Below are 20299 nucleotides of genomic sequence, written 5' to 3'. Positions count from 1 at the left end.
CGTCGGGTAGGGTTTGGCCGTATGAATACGGGGAGTAACGAGCCGGGGGTTGCTGAAACAATCACCGGTACGAAGGACGAACAGCCGCTCGGATCGCGCGCGCCGGAGTTCATCCAGGCCCGCAAGGCGCTGCACCTCAGCTGGCAGGTGGGCGTGTTCATCGTCGGCCTCGCGGTGGTTGCCGCGGGCATCGTCATGCTGCCGCTGCCCGGACCGGGCTGGCTGGTGATCTTCGGCGGAATGGCGATCTGGGCGACCGAGTTCGTCTGGGCCCAGCTGGTGCTTCGCTGGACGAAGCGGAAGGTCACCGAGGCGGCGCAGCGTGCGCTCGACCCCAAGGTGCGCCGCAGGAACATCATCCTGACGACGGTCGGTCTGGTGATCATCGCCGTGCTCGTCGCGGTCTACGTCTGGAAGTTCGGCCTCGAGATGCCATGGAAGATCAAGGAGTGACCTCCGGGTGACTCCACGGCGGTCGGAGGCACCCGCTGACATGCGGTAATGTTCTCCGTGCGCCCGGGGCGATTAGCTCAGTGGGAGAGCGCTTCGTTCACACCGAAGAGGTCACTGGTTCGAACCCAGTATCGCCCACCCCGGAACTGCGGCCCGGAGGCTTTCAGCCTCCGGGCCGCAGTCGTATTCGCTTGTTTTCCCGTGCGGCAGAAGGGAATTGATACTCCGTCGGCTGCCGTTCGGAAAAAGCGGAGTCAGTGCATTCTGCCGAGAACGTCACGGACCCGGCGTGCGTCGCGCAGTCGCTGTTCGTACGTCGCGCCGATCGCGAGGAGCATTAGTCCGGCGAGCGCCGGCGGCAGCCAGCGCGGCAGGGTGTCCACCACTTGGACGATGTAGGGCGCCAGTTCGTGCAGCGCGTCCAGGGCGAGGACCGTGCCGCCGAGCACCAAGGGCGCCTGCAGCCGGTGCCGGGCGCCCGCCAGCGTGATCAGCAGGGCCGCGGTGCCCAGGAGCAGCGGGCGCTGCCAGTGCGCGTCGCTCCAGGCGGCGACGAGGCTGGGCAGGAGGGTCGCCGCGAGGCCTGGGCCGTAGGCCGTCCAGGAGGACGTCCCGGGGGCGCGGCGGCGCCGCAGGGTGCCGATCAGGAGCGCGGGGACGGTGACCGGCAGGGTGTAGGCCTCGGGGGTCTCGACGCCCCAGGCGGCCAGGCGTACCCAGGTCGCCAGGAGGAACAGCACCCCGGCCGCGTACCCGACGGGGCGGCGGTCCGTGCGGAGCGCGATGCCGGCGGTGATGACGCCGCCGAGCGCGAGGGCCAGGGCGAGGGTCGCCGCGTGCCCCGTGGTGAGGATGATCGCGAGCCCGCCCGCGACCGCCCCGGCGATCTCGACCGGCGGTGTCAGCTGGTGACGGCCGAGCCGGGCCGCGGCGAGGGCGCCTATCGCCGGAACGGCGAGCATGAGCAGCCCGATGTGGTCCACCCGCAGGTCCCGGGCGGCACCTGCGGCGAAGGCGAGCGTCGTGGTGTACGCGATGGTGGCGCAGACGGCGGCGGGCGCCACGCTCGAAACGGCTTCCCGGCGGCGCGCGGCGAGCACGGTCGCCGCGAGGAACAGCGCCGTCAGGGGGCCCAGCGTGCCGAGCGTCGCCCCCGTACTGGCCAGCGCCAGGAACGCGACGCTCACCGAGGAGGCCACCCCCAGGGTCAGCGAGGTGAGGGCGACCGCCTTCGAGCTGACGCGCGACACGACGGCGACGACGAGCAGGGCGCCGGTCAGCGCGACGTACGCCGACACCCCTGCCGCGTAAGGGAGTTGGAGGGCGGACGGAAGGATGAGGAGGGCGGCCCAGGCGAGGGCCAGGGCGGCGGGTGATGCGGCGAGGGTGGCGGTCGGGGTGGCAGGGCCTGTAGTCGGAGTGGTCATGGCGCGGGTGAGTGGTGGTGCCCCCGGGTGTCCAAGGGCCTGGAACTGAAGCCGGGCCGCCGTGAACAGGACCGTGGCGACCGCTGCGAGCACGAGCGCGGCCATGACCGGGTGCTGCACGGGCAGTCCGGGCACGGCGGATGCGGCACCGGTGTTCTGTGGGGTGCCCGACCATGCCTTTCCGGCCCAGCTCACGGGCCCGAGCAGCGCGGAGGCGAGCGCGGGCGACGCCCACAGCGCCGCGAGGGCGTGCACCAGGAGTGCCGCGCCGGCGATCCCGCGCAGTACCGGGCGCGGCAGCGCGGTGCGCATGACCGCCAACAGCGCGACGGCACACGCCAGATAGCCGGGAACCGTCCAGGCGGAGGGCAGCGCCTCGCGCAGCACGCCACCGGCGGCGGCCACCATGAGCAGGCCGCCCGCGAACGCCGCGCCCGCCGCCTGCGGGGGCTCCGTGATCAGCCATGCCGCCACCAGCGCGATCGACGCGGCAAGGATCAGAAGCGCGCCCGCCCGCGCCGCGTCCGGCAGGTCCGTGGCCGACCAGGACAGATATCCGGCGGCCGTCGCGCCCCACAGGCCCATGGCGCAGGCACCGACGGCCGCGACGACGCGGACGCCCGGGTCGCTCGCCCGCAGCGCCACGGCGACGTCGAGCGCCGCCGTCACCAGGAGCGCCGCCGCCGTCGCGTGGTCACCCGCGTCGGCGGCACGCGTCCAGAGGAACAGGGGGAGCTGAGCGGTCGCGACGGCCAGCGGTATGGGCAGCCGCAGCGCGCGGAACGAAAGTCCGTACGCCGTCCACAGTGCGGCCAGCACGGCGGACGCGGCGGCCGAGTAGCCGAGGGCGTCGGTCTGTGGCAGGGCGACGGCATGGAGGGCGTACGCGTCGAGGACGGTCAGGGCGAGGCCGAGCGCGGCCACCGTCTCCGCCGTCGAACGCAGCTTCCGGCGCAGCAGCAGCGCGGGCACGCCGAGCGCCGTCAGCGTCACGGCCGCGAGGACGGCGCTGCGCCCGCCGATGCCCAGGTGCCCCCAGCTCACCAGCGTGAAGGCGATCGCCGCGATCGTCAGGAGGATGCCGCCCAGCGTGAGCAGTGCGTTCTGCACGTTCGGCGGTGTGGCCTCGGGGGCACGCACCGGCCGCGGAGGAGCGGGCGCGGGTGCGGCCGCCGCCTGGAGGACGCCGATCAGCCAGGCGCGGCGTTGCAGCAACTGCGTCCTGCGCGCGTCGAGTCGGCGCAGCTCCAGGTCGAGGACGCGGAGTTCCTCGGCCGGGGGCGGAATGTTCGTCATGTCCGTGGAGTGTGGTCCAGGACACTGCGGCGGGCATCGGTGCGGATACTCAGTACGTACTCAGATCGGCACGTACTCAGATCGGCTCCTTACCGGCAGACTTCGGACCATGGACTGGAGCCACTTCCGTTTCCGCAGCGTCTGGAACGTACCCGCGCCACCCGCCGCCGTGTACGCGGCCCTCGAACGCGCCGAGGACTATCCCGCGTGGTGGCCCCAGGTGCGCGAGGTGACGCCCGTCGACGAACGCAGCGGCACGGCGCGCTTCCGCTCCCTGCTGCCGTACGACCTGTTCGTCACCGCCGAGGAACGGCGCCGCGACGCGTCGGCCGGGATCCTGGAGATCGCGATGACCGGGGATCTGGAGGGCTGGGCGCGCTGGACCGTCACGGCGGCGCCGAGCGGGACGCGGGCGTTCTACGAGCAGGAAGTGGTGGTGCGCAAACCGCTGATGCGACGCCTCGCCGTCCCCGGGCGACCCGTCTTCCTCCTCAACCACGCGCTGATGATGCGCGCGGGCGAGCGAGGCCTGAAGGCGCACCTCGGACAAGGCTGAGGGCCCTCGCACAAGCGGTTTGAAGGAAACCCGCGAAGACCTGTATTGTTCAGTCCGTTCCCGGGCGATTAGCTCAGTGGGAGAGCGCTTCGTTCACACCGAAGAGGTCACTGGTTCGAACCCAGTATCGCCCACCCGGAGAATGCCGGTCCGTCACAGACGGACCGGTTTTTTCATGCCCGCGGGCCAGTTCCGGCCCGCAAATGTCAGGCTGCCGCGGGCAGTTCGGGACGCAGTGGCCACGCGGGATCCACCGCTTCCGGCGTACCGCTGCGCGCGAACCATGCTTGCAGCCCGCGCGCCTGCGCCGCGTGCCACACCGCCTGCAACGCGTGCAGCTCGGCCGGTGAGAGCCGTTCGAGCCGGGACGCGAAACGCTGCCCCACGGCACGTACGACATCCAGCGCGGCCTGCGCGTCGGCCGCCGCGTCGTGCGCCTCGTCGAGATCCACCGCGTAGTGCGCGCACAGATCGGTCAGGGTGCGGCGGCCCTTGCGGTACCGGTCGAGCTGCTTGTCCAGGACCCGCGGGTCAAGGACGCACAACGGTGAGCCCGCCATGTAGTGGCTGAGCGACGACGCGCGGTGCCTGCGCAACTCCCGGTCCAGGATCGTCAGGTCGAAGGGCGCGTTCATGACGACGATGGGGCGGCCCGCCGCGCCCTGTTCCGCCAGCTCCCTGGCTATCTCCTCCATCACCGGCGCGGGCCAGCGGCCGTTGTGCTGCAGATGTTCCTCCGTCAGGCCGTGCACCGCGGTGGCGCTCTCGGGCACCGGAACGCCCGGGTTCACCAGCCAGCGAGTGATGCGCGGGCGGGTTCCCGCGCCTTGCTGGACGACGACGGCGGCCGACACAATGCGGTCGGTCTCGACGTCGACGCCCGTGGTCTCGGTGTCGAATGCGGCCAAGGGCCCCTCGTACCAGCACGTCATAGTGACGCAACTCCTCGATCATGTCCGGCAGATGGCTTTCCTCCCCTGCCCACACCGGTGATACCCGGGCCGTTTGCGCTGTACGCGGCCCGGAGACAACAGAGGTACAGGGCACGGGAATTGACCGGCCCGATGCGGGGATTCACTGGTTCGGAAGGCTCGTTGGACATGGCGCTCGCGCAGCCCGAACAGGGTGGGCTGCTGCCCGAGCGGATCGCACCGCCGCGCGGCACACTCGCCACCACCGCCTGTATGGAGACCCTTCAGGTGGGCTATCTGCACGCCGTCGCCGCCGCGGCGGGGTGCTCGCTCTCCCAGCCCTTTCCGGACAACGGCATCGACTGGCACGTCAGCCACAGCGCCCCCGGGCACACGGTCGACGACGAAGTCACCATCAAGGTGCAGCTCAAGTGCACGTACCAGATACCGCCGAACCCCCCGGGCGCCGCCTTCTCCTTCACGCTCGACAACCCGCACCTGGAGAAGCTCGCCCGCACCCCGGTCTCGGTGCACAAGATCCTGGTCGTGATGCTCGTGCCCCGGTCGCAGGATGACTGGCTGCGCGCGAGCCATGACCGGCTCGACCTGCGGCACTGCTGCTACTGGACCAACCTCGCCGGACACCAGGTGACCGGCCGGCGCAGGACCACCGTGCGCGTCCCGACCTCGCGGATCTTCGACGACAGGGCCCTCTGCGAGATCATGACGCGGGTCGGGACGGGAGGGAGACCCTGATGCACCGCCCGATCGAAGAGCCGCTACGCCCCGTTCGCCCGCACCCCGTTGAAGCCGCGGGCAGCTGGGCAGAACCGCTGACCCCGTTGGGTCCCCCCGAGCCTTCGCAGGTCGACCCCGCCGTGCTCGGCGCGCTGCTCGTCCGGCACGGCTGGCGCCGGCGCGGGGGAGCGGCGGGGCGCTACGCCCGCTGGACCCCGCCGGGGCCCGGCGGGGGCGGCACGAGTCTGCTCGTGCCGGAGAACAGGGCCTTCCCCGACTGCGAGGACCTGCTCGGCGAGGCGCTCACCGCCCTGGCGCGCAGCGCGTCGCCGTCCGCGCGTGACGTGCTCGTCGGGCTCACCGTGCCCAGCGACGAGATCCGCTGGTGGCGCGATGTCCCGGCAGGCCCCGCGGGCGCCGCGACCTGGACGGCGGAGGAACAACTGCGGGCGGCGGCACGGCAGATGCTGCTCGCGGGGGCCCTCGCGGCACGCGGCCGTGCCGGGTACTACGGGGCGCGGCACCGCGGGCCCGCCGCCGCGTCCCTGGAGAGCGTCCTGGTCGGGCCCGCTCCGGGCGGGCGGCAGCTCACCGCGTTCGTGCCCGTCCTGACGGGGCGGCTCCTCGCGGTGCGGCTGCACCAGGCGCTGTACGCGGTCCGCGAAGCCGTCGACTACCAGCGGGCCACCGGTGGCATGGACGCCTTCGACGGCGCCGTCGAGGCGGGCGTCAGCCATGAGCTGACGGAGGCCGTCGTGGCCCTGGTGCGGGGCACGGAAGGGGCACGGGTCGCCGTGGAGTGGGCGCCGGCCGCCGGGGTGCCCGAGGGGTGCGCCGTCGACGCCGATCCCGTCGAGTTCTCGCCCGGTGACCTGACGGTGCTCAGAGAGGCGAGCGCCCGCTATCTGCGGGACGAGCCTGCGATGCCGGTGCGGATCACGGGGGCCGTGGTGCGGATGCGGCGGCCGGGGCCGCGGGGTGACGGCACCGTGCGGGTCCGGGTGCTCGCGGGCGCCGACGTCCCCCACGTACGCATGACGCTCGACGAGGAGTCGTACCGCATCGCGGGCCATGCCCATCTGGTGGGGCTGCCGATCCGGGTGCACGGGCGGCTGGAGAGCCGGGGCGGGTTCCGGCGGCTCACCGGGGCCTCCGGAGTGGTGCCTGTGCAGGTGGACGAGGGGGACAAGGACCGCCTGATGAAGTCGCTCCAGGAGAATCTCGACTTCTTCGAGGAGGCGTGCAGCGGCGACTAGGGGTGTCTGAGGCGGGGCGCGGCTGAGGCCCCGGGGATAACCGTTTCGCGATGGGCGCCCCGGGCTCGGTACGATTCGTATCGCGTGCAGGAGCAGATCTGCCGCGACCCCCTTCAGGTAGGAGAAGACCGGTGTCAGACGTCCGTGTGATCATCCAACGCGATTCCGAGCGGGAAGAGCGCGTGGTGACGACGGGCACTACGGCCGCTGAACTCTTCCCCGGAGAGCGCACCATCGTCGCCGCCCGCGTGGCCGGTGAGCTGAAGGACCTCGCGTACGAGGTGAAGGACGGCGAGGAGGTCGAGCCGGTCGAGATCTCCTCCGAGGACGGCCTGAACATCCTGCGCCACTCCACCGCGCACGTGATGGCGCAGGCCGTGCAGGAGCTCTTCCCCGAGGCCAAGCTGGGCATCGGCCCGCCGGTCCAGAACGGCTTCTACTACGACTTCGACGTCGAGAAGCCCTTCACGCCCGAGGACCTCAAGGCCATCGAAAAGAAGATGCAGGAGATCCAGAAGCGCGGCCAGCGCTTCTCGCGCCGCGTCGTCTCCGATGAGGCCGCCCGCGAGGAGCTCGCCGACGAGCCGTACAAGCTGGAGCTCATCGGCATCAAGGGCTCCGCGTCCAGCGACGACGGCGCGGACGTCGAGGTGGGTGGCGGCGAGCTGACCATCTACGACAACCTCGACCCGAAGACCGGTGACCTGTGCTGGAAGGACCTCTGCCGCGGTCCCCACCTGCCCACCACCCGGAACATCCCGGCGTTCAAGCTGATGCGCAACGCCGCGGCGTACTGGCGCGGCAGCGAGAAGAACCCGATGCTCCAGCGCATCTACGGCACCGCCTGGCCCACCAAGGACGAGCTCAAGGCCCACCTGGAGTTCCTCGCCGAGGCCGAGAAGCGCGACCACCGCAAGCTCGGCAGCGAGCTGGACCTCTTCTCCATCCCGGAGCAGATCGGCTCGGGCCTCGCGGTCTTCCACCCCAAGGGCGGCATCATCCGCCGGGTCATGGAGGACTACTCGCGGCGGCGCCACGAGGAGGAGGGGTACGAGTTCGTCTACACCCCGCACGCCACGAAGGGGAAGCTCTTCGAGACCTCGGGCCACCTGGACTGGTACGCCGACGGCATGTACCCGCCCATGCAGCTCGACGAGGGTGTGGACTACTACCTCAAGCCCATGAACTGCCCGATGCACAACCTGATCTTCGATGCGCGTGGGCGTTCCTACCGTGAACTGCCGCTGCGTCTCTTCGAGTTCGGCACGGTGTACCGGTACGAGAAGTCGGGCGTCGTGCACGGTCTGACCCGTGCCCGCGGCTTCACCCAGGACGACGCGCACATCTACTGCACCAAGGAGCAGATGGCGGACGAGCTCGACACGACGCTCACCTTCGTCCTGAACCTGCTGCGCGACTACGGCCTGACCGACTTCTACCTGGAGCTGTCCACCAAGGACCCGGAGAAGTTCGTCGGCTCGGACGAGGTCTGGGAAGAGGCCACCGAGACGCTGCGCAAGGTCGCCGAGAAGCAGGGCCTGCCGCTGGTCCCGGACCCGGGCGGCGCCGCCTTCTACGGCCCGAAGATCTCCGTGCAGTGCAAGGACGCCATCGGCCGCACCTGGCAGATGTCGACCGTGCAGCTGGACTTCAACCTGCCGGAGCGCTTCAACCTGGAGTACACCTCGCCGGACGGCACCAAGCAGCGTCCGGTGATGATCCACCGTGCGCTGTTCGGCTCCATCGAGCGGTTCTTCGCGGTGCTTCTGGAGCACTACGCGGGCGCGATGCCGCCGTGGCTCGCCCCGGTCCAGGCGGTGGGCATCCCCGTCGGCGACGCGCACATCCCGTACCTCCAGGAGTTCGCGGCCGAGGCCAAGAAGAAGGGCCTGCGGGTCGAGGTGGACGCCTCCTCCGACCGTATGCAGAAGAAGATCAGGACGCAGCAGAAGCTGAAGGTCCCCTTCATGATCATCGTCGGTGACGACGACATGAACGCGGGCACGATCTCCTTCCGCTACCGCGACGGCTCGCAGGAGAACGGCATCCCCCGCGACCAGGCGCTGGCCAAGCTCCTCGACGTGGTGGAGAGCCGCGTACAGGTGTGACCTGAGTGAGAGGCCCCCGGGACGTTCAGCGCCCCGGGGGCCTTTCCTCGTCCTCCCGCGCGAACACCTGAAGCAGCCACGACGAGAACGACCCCGTCACCGCGCCGAGCAGCGCGAGGCCGCAGAGCATCAGGCCCACCGCGATCACGCGCCCGAGCGGCGTCACGGGCGTCACGTCGCCGTAGCCCACGGTCGCGAGCGTGGCCGCCGTCCACCACACCGCGTCCCCGAAGGTACGGATCGTCCCTCCCGGAGCCGTGTGCTCACGCTGGTAGACGGCCAGCGCGCCGGTGAAGCCGATGAGCAGCGCGGAAAGCCCGGCGTATGTGACCACGCGCGCGTGCAGCGCGAGACGCGGCCTGCCGTGCCTGCGCTGGACTGCCTCGTAGATGCGCACCACGCGCAGCGGCCGCAGCAGGGGCAGGACGAGAACCAGGGTGTCCAGACAGTGGGTGCGTACGAAGCGCGGGCCCTGCCCGCTCAGCCGCCACCGCACCGCGTAGTCCACGGCGAACGCGGCCCAGGCGGCGATGAGGACCGCAAGGCAGAGGTCGCGCCATGCCCCGGGCAGTCGTGAGGCCAGGACCAGTACCGCGTACGCGGTCAGGTAGAGCATCGAGGCCACGGCGAGGGGGGCCTCCGTGCGGCTGTCCCAGCGTGCCTGGCGGCTGTCATCGGTCATCGGGCCAGCTTCGCGGTGCCGCGTCCGGCGGGCGCCCCGGCGACACGCTTCGATCGGGCTAAGTCATATGCTGCACAGCATGACGAGTGAGCCGGAGCAGCAGATCGGAGTGGGGACGCAGGACGCGTTCCAGCGCCTGTGGACGCCCCACCGGATGGCGTACATCCAGGGCGAGAACAAGCCGAGCGGTCCGGGCGCCGACGACGGCTGTCCCTTCTGCTCCATCCCGGCCAAATCGGACGAGGACGGGCTGGTCGTCGCGCGCGGCGAGCAGGTGTACGCGGTGCTCAACCTCTACCCGTACAACGGCGGCCACCTCATGGTCGTGCCCTACCGTCACGTCGCCGACTACACGGAACTGACCGCCCGGGAGACGGCCGAGCTCGGTGAGCTCACCAAGCAGGCCATGACGGCGCTGCGCGCCGCGTCCGGCGCGCACGGCTTCAACATCGGCATGAACCAGGGCACCGTGGCGGGCGCCGGTATCGCCGCGCATCTGCACCAGCACATCGTGCCGCGCTGGGGCGGGGACACGAACTTCATGCCGGTCGTCGGCCACACGAAGATCCTTCCGCAGCTGCTCGCGGACACCCGCAAGATGCTGGCCGACGCCTGGCCCGCCGCGCTCTGACGCGCCTCACGCGTCGTACACGTCCGCCTTCCTCGGCATCGGGTCCTGGACCGCGCCGCTGAGGAAGCCGGAGCGCGTACCGAACTTCTCCGTGTCGACGCCGTTCTCCTGGAGGACCTTGATGGCCGCCGAGTGCACCACGCGGAGCACCGGGGTGGCCGCGCGCAGCGCGTCGTCGGCCATGAAGCGGTGCCGCCACGGCTTGTCCGCCCAGGCGTGCCGCAGCCCGAAGGGCTCGGGCAGGACCAGCTTGCCGCCGAGGTAGTCCAGGATCGGCGGATACCAGGTGAAGGGGGCGCGCAGCGCGAGGCGTACGACCTCGTCGGCGTCGACCAGCGGCAGCTTGCGCTCCGTGGTCTCCCAGAACTTGATGGGCTTGGCGACCTTCTTGACCTTGGGGTCGGGCTTGCTGGTGAACAGCGAGTGGACCGGGCCGAGGGCGTGTCCTGTGACCTCGATGCGCAGGGTCTCGTGCAGGACGGTCACCGTGATCAGCATCGTGATGACCAACTGACCGTCCCAGAGCGTGAACTGGCAGCCGAGATAGTGACGGTCGCCGCCGCCGAACTGCTGTTCGTTGCAGATCCGCTGTATCTCGTGGCCCCGGACCTGGAAGGCCTCGACCTCCGTGCCGCTGGGGCGGGAGACCGCCTTCGCGTTCTCCCCGATGGGGGAGACGATCCAGTGCTTTATCGACGGGGTCGGGAAGCCGCCGGTGTGCAGCGGCCCGCGCTCCAGGAGGCGCAGCTGGTCGTGCACGGACCGTATGACGTCCCAGCTGCGGAACGGGTGGATCTCCGTGCCTTCCTTGCTGGAGACCAGCTCCTCGGCGAGCTGCCAACTGCCCCAGCGGGTGCCCATGCCCAGTATTCCCTTGGGGCCCGCATAGAAGACCGAGTTGCTCTGCTGCTCGGCCGACAGGCGGGCAAGGCCCTGGCGGAGCTGCTCGGCGGCCGTCTCGCCCGGGCTGCCCGGCACCGCCTCGGGGATCTTGGCGCCGATCCCGCCGCCGGCTAGCAGGCTCGCCCAGCGGTCGCGCAGATCCCTCGCGGTGCGCTCGGCGATCAGCTTGGCCCAGAACCAGCCCGCCACGGGGACGACGATCGCCGCGCGGATGTACCACCCGAGGAGGCCGTCGACCGGCAGTTTGATGAGGAAGATCGCGGCGAGGACGCCCACGGCGACCAGGACGGCCGTCGCGATCGCGCTCGCCCGCTTGTTGTCCCGCTTGACGACCGCCTGCTTGGCCGTGAAGAGGAGCAGCCAGACGAGCAGTCCGGGCAGGAAGAGGAGTCCGCACACCACCATCACGACGGTGAGCCAGCGGTCGCGCTCCTTGCGGATGTTGTTCGCCGCGAGGCAGTGCTCGACGATCGACTGCGGCTCCATGCCGAAGGACTGGATGAGCGGCTTACGGGCGCCGCCGAGCATCCGCACCTGCACGGCCCGTGCGAACGCCTCGCCCAGGTTCGGGGCGAAGAGCGACCAAAGGCCTTCCTTCACCTCGGACTTGTGCCATTCGTTGTTGGCGTCGAGGATCTTCGTCGCTTTGTCGTCGCGGTACGCGGCCGACGCGAGGGCGTGGGTCGCCGCCGTCTGTCCTGCGGCCCCGGACAGCGGGACCTGGGCCCCGGGCCTGAAGTCGAATACGTCGTCCGCCACTGCCGCCCCCATCGCCGCAATACCTTCGCTGCTGCGGCCTTCCCGACTTCCGTGCCTGGCACACCTGTTGATCAGGTCATCAGCGTATCGGTGTGCACTGACATCCGGCAGGGCGCATCGGGTGCGCCCTGCCGGAGATCCTCAACTAGGAGACGTCCTGGGCCTGTTCACGGATCCTCTCGGAGAGCTGGGGCGGCATGGGTTCGTGGCGTGCGTAGGTGCGGCTGAAGCGCGCGGTGCCCTGCGAGAGGGACCTCAGGTCCACGGCGTAACGCCCGATCTCGATCTCGGGCACCTCGGCCCTCACGAGCGTGCGCCCGCCGGGCGCCTGCTCGGTGCCGACCACCCGGCCGCGGCGCCCCGAGAAGTCGCTCATCACCGAGCCCACATGGTCGTCGCCGACCAGGACCCGCACCTCGGCCACCGGCTCCAGGAGATGGATCCTGGCGTCGGCCGCCGCCTCGCGCAGCGCGAGCGCGCCCGCCGTCTGGAACGCGGCGTCGGAGGAGTCCACCGAGTGCGCCTTGCCGTCGAGCAGCGTGATGCGTACGTCGATCAGGGGGTAGCCGGCGGCCACACCCTTCGCGGCCTGCGCGCGCACGCCCTTCTCGACGGACGGGATGAACTGCCGGGGCACGGAGCCGCCCACGACCTTGTCGACGAACTCGATGCCGCTGCCGCCCGGCAGCGGTTCGACCTCGATCTCGCAGATCGCGTACTGGCCGTGGCCGCCGGACTGCTTCACATGTCGGCCCCGTCCCGCCGACTTGCCCGCGAACGTCTCCCGGAGGGAGACCTTGTGGGCCACGACGTCGACCTGTACGCCGTACCGGCTGCGCAGCCGCTCCAGGGCGACATCGGCATGGGCCTCGCCAAGACACCACAGCACCACCTGGTGGGTGTCCTGGTTCTGTTCCAGGCGCATCGTCGGGTCCTCGGCGACCAGACGGGAAAGACCCTGGGAGAGCTTGTCCTCGTCCGCCTTGCTGTGCGCCTGGATGGCGAGCGGCAGGAGCGGGTCGGGCATGTCCCAGGGCTCCATCAGGAGCGGGTCGTCCTTGGCCGAGAGGGTGTCGCCCGTCTCGGCGCGGTTCAGTTTGGCGACGCAGGCCAGGTCGCCCGCGATGCAGCTGGTGAGCGTGCGCTGGTGCTTGCCGAAGGGGGAGGAGAGCGCGCCGACGCGCTCGTCGACGTCGTGGTCCTCGTGGCCGCGGTCGGCCAGGCCGTGTCCGGAGACGTGCACGGTCTCGTCGGGCCGCAGGGTGCCGGAGAAGACGCGTACGAGCGAGACGCGCCCCACGTAGGGATCGGACGCGGTCTTCACGACCTCGGCGACCAGCGGGCCCTCGGGGTCGCAGGTGAGCGGGGGCCGCGCCTTGCCGCCGGGCGTGGTGACGGCGGGCGCCGGGTGCTCCAGGGGGGTGGGAAAGCCACCCGTGATCAGCTCCAGGAGCTCCACCGTGCCGATGCCCTGGCGGGCACCCTCGGCGGCGGGGGCCGCCGCGAGTACGGGGTGGAAGATGCCGCGTGCCACGGCCCGTTCCAGATCCTCCACAAGCGTCTTGAAGTCGAGGTCCTCGCCGCTGAGATAGCGGTCCATGAGGGACTCGTCCTCGCTCTCGGCGATGATCCCCTCGATCAGGTTGTTGCGCGCGTCCTCGATGAGCGGGAGCTGGTCGTCGCCCGGTTCGGACTCCTTCCGTTCGCCGGACGCGTAGTCGAAGATGCGCTGCGAGAGCAGCCCGATCAGGCCGGTCACCGGTGCGTGCCCGTCCGGCCCCTCGGCGCCGTGCAGCGGCAGGTACAGCGGCAGTACGGCATCGGGGTCGTCGCCCCCGAAGGCATCGGCGCAGGTCCGCGTCATCTCCCTGAAGTCGGCGCGGGCCGCCTCCAGGTGGGTCACCACGATGGCCCGCGGCATGCCGACCGCCGCGCACTCCTCCCACACCATGCGCGTCGCGCCGGTGATGCCTTCGATGCCCTCGGCCGCCGAAACGACGAAAAGGGCCGCGTCCGCCGCGCGCAGACCGGCCCTCAGCTCCCCGACGAAATCGGCGTACCCGGGGGTGTCCAGAAGATTGATCTTGTAGCCGCCCCATTCGACGGGAACCAGCGACAGCTGTACCGAGCGCTGTTGCCGGTGCTCGATGTCGTCGTAGTCGGAGACAGCGGTGCCGTCCTCCACACGGCCCGCCCTGTTCACCGCCCCCGCGGTCAGCGCGAGGGCCTCCACCAGAGTCGTCTTGCCCGATCCGCTGTGGCCGACCAGCACCACATTCCGTACGGAGGCGGGGTGGTCGGCCGCTGTAGCCCTGCCGGCGGCTCCGGGGTGTGCATTCGCCTTGTCGCCCATGCCTTGGCCTCCCGGTCACGTGCACGGTGAGGAGGCACAGCCCCCTCGGGGATGCTGGCTGCTCGCGGACACGCGGGGCCGCGTGCGGGTCGGCTCCGGCGACGCCCGCGGTGCTTTCGAGCTTTCCACTCGGGTCACTGTGCGTCCATACGTCGTACGCGATCGTGAGGGGGCGAGCCGGTCCGTCAAGGGCGTGACTACGATGGGCCAGCCGGTGGCCAACAGGGCCGCGCGGCTCACCGACCCCTCGGGAAGGCCATGCTGAACAAGTACGCGCGTGCATTCTTCACGCGTGTTCTCACACCGTTCGCCGCGTTTCTCATCCGTCGCGGCGTGAGCCCCGACGCGGTCACGTTCATCGGCACGGCCGGTGTGGTGGCGGGCGCGCTGGTCTTCTTCCCCCGCGGAGAGTTCTTCTGGGGCACGATCGTCATCACGCTCTTCGTGTTCTCCGATCTCGTCGACGGGAACATGGCGCGGCAGCTGGGACGCTCCAGCCGCTGGGGGGCCTTCCTGGACTCCACGCTCGACCGGGTCGCCGACAGCGCGATCTTCGGTGGCCTCGCGCTCTGGTACGCGGGCTCCGGCGACGACAACATCCTGTGCGCCGTCTCCATCTTCTGCCTGGCCAGCGGCCAGGTGGTCTCGTACACGAAGGCACGCGGCGAGGCCATCGGCCTGCCCGTCGCGGTCAACGGCCTGGTGGAGCGCGCCGAGCGCCTGGTGATCTCGCTGGTCGCCGCGGGCCTGGCGGGGCTGCACAAGTTCGGGGTCCCCGGCATCGACGTACTGCTGCCCATCGCCCTGTGGATCGTCGCCGTCGGCAGCCTCGTCACGCTGATCCAGCGCGTCGTCACCGTGCGCAAGGAGGCCGCCGAGGCGGACGCGGCCACGGAGGCGGACGCGGCCACGGAGACCCGTGCGCAGGGCAGTGAGGCCACGTCGTGAAGGAACGGCTGACCGACGCGCTCTACGGAGCCGCCTGGAGCTCGGTCAAGAAGCTCCCCGAGCCGGTGGCGGTGCGCCTCGGCCGGACCATCGCCGACGCCGTATGGAAGCGGCGCGGCAAGGGCGTCCTGCGTCTTGAGGCCAACTACGCGCGCGTGGTGCCCGACGCGAGCCCGGAGCGCCTGCGCGAGCTGTCGAAGGCGGGCATGCGCTCGTACCTGCGCTACTGGATGGAGTCGTTCCGGCTGCCGTCCTGGAGTCGGGAGCGCATCGAGGCAGGCGTCGGCATCAAGGACCTCCACTACCTGACGGACGGTCTCGCCTCCGGCAAGGGCGTCATTCTGGCCCTTCCGCACCTGGGCAACTGGGACCTGGCGGGCGCGTGGGTCACCACGAAGCTGGACACGCCGTTCACGACGGTCGCCGAGCGGCTCAAGCCCGAGACCCTGTACGACCGTTTCGTCGCCTACCGCGAGGGCCTGGGCATGGAGGTCCTGCCGCACGAGGGCGGCTCCGCCTTCGGCACCCTGGCGCGCCGGCTGCGCGCGGGCGGCCTGGTCTGCCTCGTCGCGGACCGGGACCTCTCGGCGTCCGGCGTCGAGGTCAAGTTCTTCGGGGACACCGCGCGGATGCCCGCGGGGCCCGCGATCCTCGCGCAGCAGACGGGGGCGCTCCTGCTGCCCGTCACCCTCTGGTATGACGAGACGCCCGTCATGAAGGGGCGTGTTCACGCCCCCATCGATGTCCCCGAGACAGGTACACGTACGGAGAAGACGTCTGTCATGACGCAGGCCCTGGCAGACGCCTTCGCCACGGGTATCGCCGACCATCCGGAGGACTGGCACATGCTGCAGCGCTTGTGGCTCGCTGATCTCGACCCCGCGAAGGGGCCCGCCGACGGTTCCGGGCGCCTCGCCGAGGGGACCGCGCCGTGAGGATCGGCATCGTCTGCCCCTACTCGTGGGACGTGCCGGGCGGCGTCCAGTTCCATATCCGCGACCTCGCGGAGCACCTGATCCGCCTCGGGCACGAAGTGTCCGTCCTGGCGCCCGCGGACGACGAGACCCCCCTTCCGCCGTACGTCGTATCGGCGGGCCGCGCCGTCCCCGTGCCGTACAACGGCTCGGTGGCCCGGCTCAACTTCGGGTTCCTGTCAGCCGCGAGGGTGCGGCGCTGGCTGCACGACGGGACGTTCGACGTCATCCACATCCACGAGCCGACCTCGCCGTCCCTTGGCCTGCTCACATGCTGGGCGGCGCAGGGCCCCATCGTCGCGACGTTCCACACGTCCAACCCGCGCTCGCGGGCGATGATCGCGGCCTATCCGATCCTCCAGCCCGCCCTGGAGAAGATCAGCGCGCGCATCGCGGTGAGCGAGTACGCGCGCCGCACGCTCGTCGAGCACCTGGGCGGTGACGCGGTCGTCATCCCGAACGGCGTGGACGTCGACTTCTTCGCCAAGGTCGAGCCGAAGGCCGAGTGGCAGGGAGGGACGATCGGCTTCATCGGCCGCATCGACGAGCCGCGCAAGGGCCTTCCGGTGCTGATGAAGGCGCTGCCGAAGATCCTCGCCGAGCGGCCGGACACCCGGCTGCTCGTCGCGGGCCGCGGCGACGAGCACGAGGCCGTCTCCTCGCTGCCCGTCGAGATGCGGGAGCGCGTGGAGTTCCTCGGCATGGTCAGCGACGAGGACAAGGCGCGGCTGCTGCGCAGTGTCGACGTGTACGTCGCTCCCAACACCGGGGGCGAGAGCTTCGGGATCATCCTGGTCGAGGCGCTGTCGGCGGGCGCACCCGTACTCGCCAGCGATCTGGACGCCTTCGCGCAGGTCCTCGACCATGGCGCCGCGGGCGACCTGTTCACCAACGAGGACGCGGACTCGCTGGCCGCGGGGGCCCTGCGGCTCCTCGGCGACCCCGAGCGCCGCGATGAGCTGCGCGAGCGCGGCAGCAAGCACGTGCGCCGCTTCGACTGGTCGACGGTGGGCGCCGACATCCTCTCGGTGTACGAGACGGTGGCGGACGGGGCGGCGGCGGTGGCCGCCGATGAACGCACGGGCCTGCGGGCGCGGTTCGGACTGGCGCGGGACTGACCGCGGCCGGTCCGGGGAGCCCGGCGGTCATGCTGACAGGCCGGCTCGACTAGCCTCGGGCCGGTGACCTCGACACTGATCTGGATCGCGGTAGCCCTCTTCGCGATCGGCCTCTACCTGAGCTGGACCGCGGGCCGGCTCGACCGGCTGCACGCCCGCATCGACGCGGCCCGCGCCGCCCTCGACGCCCAGCTGCTGCGCCGCGCATCGGTCGCCCAGGAGCTGGCCACCTCGGGGGTGCTCGACCCGGCCGCCTCCATCGTGCTCTACGAAGCGGCGCACGCGGCCCGGCAGGCCGAGGAGGAGCACCGGGAGGTTGCCGAGAGCGAGCTCAGCCAGGCGTTGCGTGCGATCTTCGGTGAGGTGCAGCAGGTCGAGGCGGTGCGCGAGGCTCCCGGCGGCGACGAGGCGGCGACCGAGCTGGCCGCGTCCGTGCGCCGGGTGCCGATGGCCCGGCGCTTCCACAACGACGCCGTACGCGCGGCCCGCGCCCTGCGCAGGCACCGCAAGGTCCGCTGGTTCCGCCTCGCGGGGCACGCGCCGTTCCCCATGGCCTTCGAGATGGACGACGAGCCGCCGGTCGCCCTGGCCGACCGCGCGACGACGCAGAACCCCTGACGGGACGGGCCAACGGGCATGTCGCTGACCAGGGGCGTCCGGGAAAAATGAGCCACCGGTCATCTATTGGCCCTTGCTGTGGACTGGTGGCCGGGAGTTTCCTCGTAGTCGCAGGAACCCGTCTTCAGCGAGCGAGGTCAACTCCGTGTCCAGCACTCTCCCCAGCAGCAACCAGTCGCCCGAGACCGGCACCGCGCGCGTCAAGCGCGGCATGGCCGAGCAGCTGAAGGGCGGCGTCATCATGGACGTCGTCAACGCCGAGCAGGCGAAGATAGCCGAGGACGCGGGCGCGGTCGCCGTCATGGCGCTGGAGCGGGTCCCCGCCGACATCCGCAAGGACGGCGGCGTCGCCCGGATGTCCGACCCGAACATGATCGAAGAGATCATCGAGGCCGTCTCCATCCCGGTCATGGCCAAGTCCCGCATCGGCCACTTCGTCGAGGCCCAGGTCCTGCAGTCCCTCGGCGTCGACTACATCGACGAGTCCGAGGTCCTGACCCCGGCCGACGAGGTCAACCACAGCGACAAGTTCGCCTTCACGACCCCGTTCGTGTGTGGCGCCACCAACCTGGGCGAGGCCCTGCGCCGCATCGCCGAGGGCGCGGCCATGATCCGCTCCAAGGGCGAGGCCGGCACCGGCAACGTCGTCGAGGCCGTGCGCCACCTGCGCCAGATCAAGAACGAGATCGCCAAGCTGCGCGGCTTCGACAACAACGAGCTGTACGCCGCCGCCAAGGACCTCCGCGCCCCGTACGAGCTGGTCAAGGAGGTCTCCGAGCTGGGCAAGCTGCCGGTGGTCCTCTTCTCGGCCGGTGGCGTCGCCACCCCCGCCGACGCCGCCCTGATGCGTCAGCTCGGTGCCGAGGGCGTCTTCGTCGGCTCCGGCATCTTCAAGTCGGGCGACCCGGCCGCGCGCGCCGCCGCCATCGTGAAGGCCACCACCTTCTACGACGACCCCAAGATCATCGCGGACGCGTCCCGCAACCTCGGTGAGGCCATGGTCGGCATCAACTGCGACACCCTCCCCGAGGCCGAGCGCTACGCGAACCGTGGCTGGTAAGGCACTACGTAGATGACTGACACCCCTGTAGTCGGCGTCCTGGCTCTCCAGGGCGACGTACGGGAGCACTTGATCGCCCTGGCCTCGGCGGACGCCGTGGCCAGGCCGGTCAGGCGCCCCGAAGAGCTGGCCGACGTGGACGGCCTGGTCATCCCAGGCGGTGAGTCCACGACCATCTCCAAACTGGCCGCCCTGTTCGGCCTGTTGGAGCCCCTTCGCGCGCGCGTGCGCGCCGGTATGCCGGTCTACGGCACCTGCGCGGGCATGATCATGCTGGCCGACAAGATCCTGGATCCGCGCTCGGAGCAGGAGACCTTCGGCGGCATCGACATGATCGTGCGCCGTAACGCCTTCGGGCGGCAGAACGAGTCCTTCGAGGCGGCCGTCGACATCGCAGGCATCGACGGCGACCCCGTGGAGGGTGTCTTCATCCGCGCCCCCTGGGTCGAGTCGGTCGGCGCGCGCGTCGAGGTGCTCGCCGAGCACGAGGGGCACATCGTCGCCGTGCGTCAGGGCAACGCGCTCGCCACGTCGTTCCACCCCGAGCTGACGGGCGACCATCGCGTGCACGAGCTGTTCGTCGGGATGGTGCGGGGGCACGCGGCGGCGGGATCCTAGTAGGATCTCTGCGTTCGTACAGTTGGGTAACGCGAAGGAGACAGGCAGATGTCCGGCCACTCTAAATGGGCTACGACGAAGCACAAGAAGGCCGTGATTGACGCCAAGCGCGGCAAGCTCTTCGCGAAGATGATCAAGAACATCGAGGTCGCGGCCCGCACGGGCGGCGCCGACGTGTCCGGTAACCCGACGCTCTTCGACGCCATCCAGAAGGCCAAGAAGAGCTCGGTCCCGAACAAGAACATCGACTCCGCGGTCAAGCGCGGCGCCGGTCTCGAAGCCGGTGGCGCCGACTACGAGACGATCATGTACGAGGGCTACGGCCCGAACGGCGTCGCGGTGCTCATCGAGTGCCTCACCGACAACCGCAACCGCGCGGCTTCTGACGTACGCGTCGCGATGACCCGCAACGGCGGCTCCATGGCCGACCCGGGCTCCGTCTCGTACCTCTTCAACCGCAAGGGCGTCGTCATCGTCCCCAAGGGTGAGCTGTCCGAGGACGACGTCCTTGGCGCGGTCCTGGACGCGGGCGCCGAAGAGGTCAACGACCTCGGCGAGTCCTTCGAGGTCCTCTCCGAGGCCACCGACATGGTCGCGGTCCGCACCGCGCTCCAGGACGCCGGCATCGAGTACGACTCGGCCGACGCCAACTTCGTCCCGACCATGCAGGTCGAGCTGGACGAGGACGGCGCGCGGAAGATCTTCAAGCTGATCGACGCGCTGGAGGACAGCGACGACGTGCAGAACGTCTTCGCCAACTTCGATGTGAGCGACGAGGTCATGGAGAAGGTCGACGCGTAGCGCTGCCGCGAGCTGAGCGGTTTCGGCGGGCCGGGTGGGACACACGTCCACCGGCCCGCCGCTGTTGTCGGTGGCAGCGGATAGCCTGG

The 20299-nt window shown here is 70.6% G+C and carries 17 protein-coding genes, 2 tRNA genes and 1 pseudogene; 15 read left to right on the top strand and 5 right to left on the bottom strand.

All coding sequences use genetic code 11. The features are described from left to right. Window positions 1-21: 21 nt before the first annotated feature. Together E5671_RS11900 and E5671_RS11895 are read left to right on the top strand one after the other, a co-directional pair. Window positions 22-453, top strand: a complete 432-nt coding sequence (locus E5671_RS11900) for a TIGR02611 family protein (RefSeq protein ID WP_160503814.1) — start codon at window positions 22-24, stop codon at window positions 451-453. A gap of 66 nt (window positions 454-519) precedes the next feature. Further along, window positions 520-591, top strand: a tRNA-Val gene (locus E5671_RS11895). Window positions 592-707: 116 nt separating this feature from the next. Here E5671_RS11895 and E5671_RS11890 read toward each other — a convergent pair. Further along, window positions 708-3176, bottom strand: coding sequence for an SCO7613 C-terminal domain-containing membrane protein (locus tag E5671_RS11890; RefSeq protein ID WP_160503813.1), 2469 nt, complete (start codon window positions 3174-3176; stop codon window positions 708-710). Between the two features lie 109 nt (window positions 3177-3285). On the opposite strand from E5671_RS11890, the gene E5671_RS11885 reads away from it, so the two are divergent. Next, entirely contained in the window at window positions 3286-3732 is a 447-nt protein-coding gene (locus E5671_RS11885) for an SRPBCC family protein (protein ID WP_160503812.1), read from the top strand. Between the two features lie 62 nt (window positions 3733-3794). Further along, a tRNA-Val gene (locus E5671_RS11880) sits at window positions 3795-3866 on the top strand. Between the two features lie 72 nt (window positions 3867-3938). Here the strand turns inward: E5671_RS11880 and E5671_RS11875 are convergent. Beyond that, window positions 3939-4664, bottom strand: a complete 726-nt coding sequence (locus E5671_RS11875; protein WP_160503811.1) for a 3'-5' exonuclease — start codon at window positions 4662-4664, stop codon at window positions 3939-3941. A 168-nt stretch (window positions 4665-4832) separates the two neighbouring features. Between E5671_RS11875 and E5671_RS11870 the strand changes: the two genes are divergently transcribed. The 3 genes from E5671_RS11870 to thrS all read left to right on the top strand — a co-directional run bounded on the left by E5671_RS11870 (window position 4833) and on the right by thrS (window position 8745). Then, on the top strand, window positions 4833-5399 hold the full coding sequence (locus E5671_RS11870) for a DUF4365 domain-containing protein (protein WP_160503810.1): 567 nt from the start codon (window positions 4833-4835) through the stop codon (window positions 5397-5399). Further along, on the top strand, window positions 5396-6637 hold the full coding sequence (locus tag E5671_RS11865) for a hypothetical protein (protein WP_160510135.1): 1242 nt from the start codon (window positions 5396-5398) through the stop codon (window positions 6635-6637). The genes E5671_RS11870 and E5671_RS11865 overlap by 4 nt, the downstream gene beginning before the upstream one ends. Window positions 6638-6768: 131 nt before the next feature. Next, the gene (thrS, locus tag E5671_RS11860; RefSeq protein WP_160503809.1) at window positions 6769-8745 is read left to right on the top strand and encodes a threonine--tRNA ligase; all 1977 of its coding nucleotides are present in this window, start codon (window positions 6769-6771) and stop codon (window positions 8743-8745) included. A gap of 25 nt (window positions 8746-8770) precedes the next feature. Here the strand turns inward: thrS and E5671_RS11855 are convergent, their stop codons facing one another. Then, window positions 8771-9427 carry a potassium channel family protein gene (locus tag E5671_RS11855; protein WP_160503808.1) on the bottom strand — a complete coding sequence of 219 codons (657 nt, stop codon included), beginning with the start codon at window positions 9425-9427 and terminating at the stop codon, window positions 8771-8773. A gap of 67 nt (window positions 9428-9494) precedes the next feature. Between E5671_RS11855 and E5671_RS11850 the strand changes: the two genes are divergently transcribed. Beyond that, window positions 9495-10058 (top strand): HIT family protein, encoded by a 564-nt coding sequence (locus E5671_RS11850; protein ID WP_160503807.1) that lies wholly within the window; start codon window positions 9495-9497, stop codon window positions 10056-10058. A gap of 6 nt (window positions 10059-10064) precedes the next feature. On the opposite strand, the gene E5671_RS11845 is transcribed toward E5671_RS11850, so the two are convergent. Beyond that, window positions 10065-11732, bottom strand: coding sequence for a hypothetical protein (locus E5671_RS11845; RefSeq protein ID WP_160503806.1), 1668 nt, complete (start codon window positions 11730-11732; stop codon window positions 10065-10067). 133 nt (window positions 11733-11865) lie between these two features. Beyond that, window positions 11866-14073, bottom strand: a complete 2208-nt coding sequence (locus tag E5671_RS11840) for an elongation factor G-like protein EF-G2 (RefSeq protein WP_160503805.1) — start codon at window positions 14071-14073, stop codon at window positions 11866-11868. A 202-nt stretch (window positions 14074-14275) separates the two neighbouring features. Between E5671_RS11840 and pgsA the strand changes: the two are divergent. The 7 genes and pseudogenes from pgsA (at window position 14276) to E5671_RS11805 (ending at window position 20210) form a co-directional block, all read left to right on the top strand. Further along, window positions 14276-15021: pseudogene (gene pgsA, locus E5671_RS11835) on the top strand (phosphatidylinositol phosphate synthase). Further along, on the top strand, window positions 15018-15956 hold the full coding sequence (locus tag E5671_RS11830; RefSeq protein ID WP_160503803.1) for a phosphatidylinositol mannoside acyltransferase: 939 nt from the start codon (window positions 15018-15020) through the stop codon (window positions 15954-15956). The pseudogene pgsA and the gene E5671_RS11830 overlap by 4 nt, the downstream one beginning before the upstream one ends. Continuing rightward, on the top strand, window positions 15953-17113 hold the full coding sequence (locus E5671_RS11825; RefSeq protein ID WP_160503802.1) for a glycosyltransferase: 1161 nt from the start codon (window positions 15953-15955) through the stop codon (window positions 17111-17113). Before E5671_RS11830 ends, E5671_RS11825 begins: the two co-directional genes overlap by 4 nt. 63 nt (window positions 17114-17176) lie before the next feature. Next, complete coding sequence (locus tag E5671_RS11820) at window positions 17177-17731, top strand: hypothetical protein (protein WP_160503801.1); 555 nt, start codon at window positions 17177-17179, stop codon at window positions 17729-17731. 145 nt (window positions 17732-17876) lie between these two features. Next, on the top strand, window positions 17877-18791 hold the full coding sequence (gene pdxS / locus E5671_RS11815) for a pyridoxal 5'-phosphate synthase lyase subunit PdxS (protein WP_160503800.1): 915 nt from the start codon (window positions 17877-17879) through the stop codon (window positions 18789-18791). Window positions 18792-18803: 12 nt separating this feature from the next. Then, the gene (pdxT, locus tag E5671_RS11810) at window positions 18804-19409 is read left to right on the top strand and encodes a pyridoxal 5'-phosphate synthase glutaminase subunit PdxT (protein WP_160503799.1); all 606 of its coding nucleotides are present in this window, start codon (window positions 18804-18806) and stop codon (window positions 19407-19409) included. A 48-nt stretch (window positions 19410-19457) separates the two neighbouring features. After that, a complete protein-coding gene (locus E5671_RS11805) occupies window positions 19458-20210 on the top strand; it encodes a YebC/PmpR family DNA-binding transcriptional regulator (protein ID WP_160503798.1) in 753 nt (250 codons plus the stop codon). The last annotated feature ends 89 nt before the right edge of the window (window positions 20211-20299 follow it).

The organism is Streptomyces sp. BA2, assembly GCF_009769735.1.
Lineage (GTDB): Bacteria > Actinomycetota > Actinomycetes > Streptomycetales > Streptomycetaceae > Streptomyces.
Note: the sequence above shows the minus strand (reverse complement) of the source record. Positions and strands in the feature narration are given on the sequence as shown.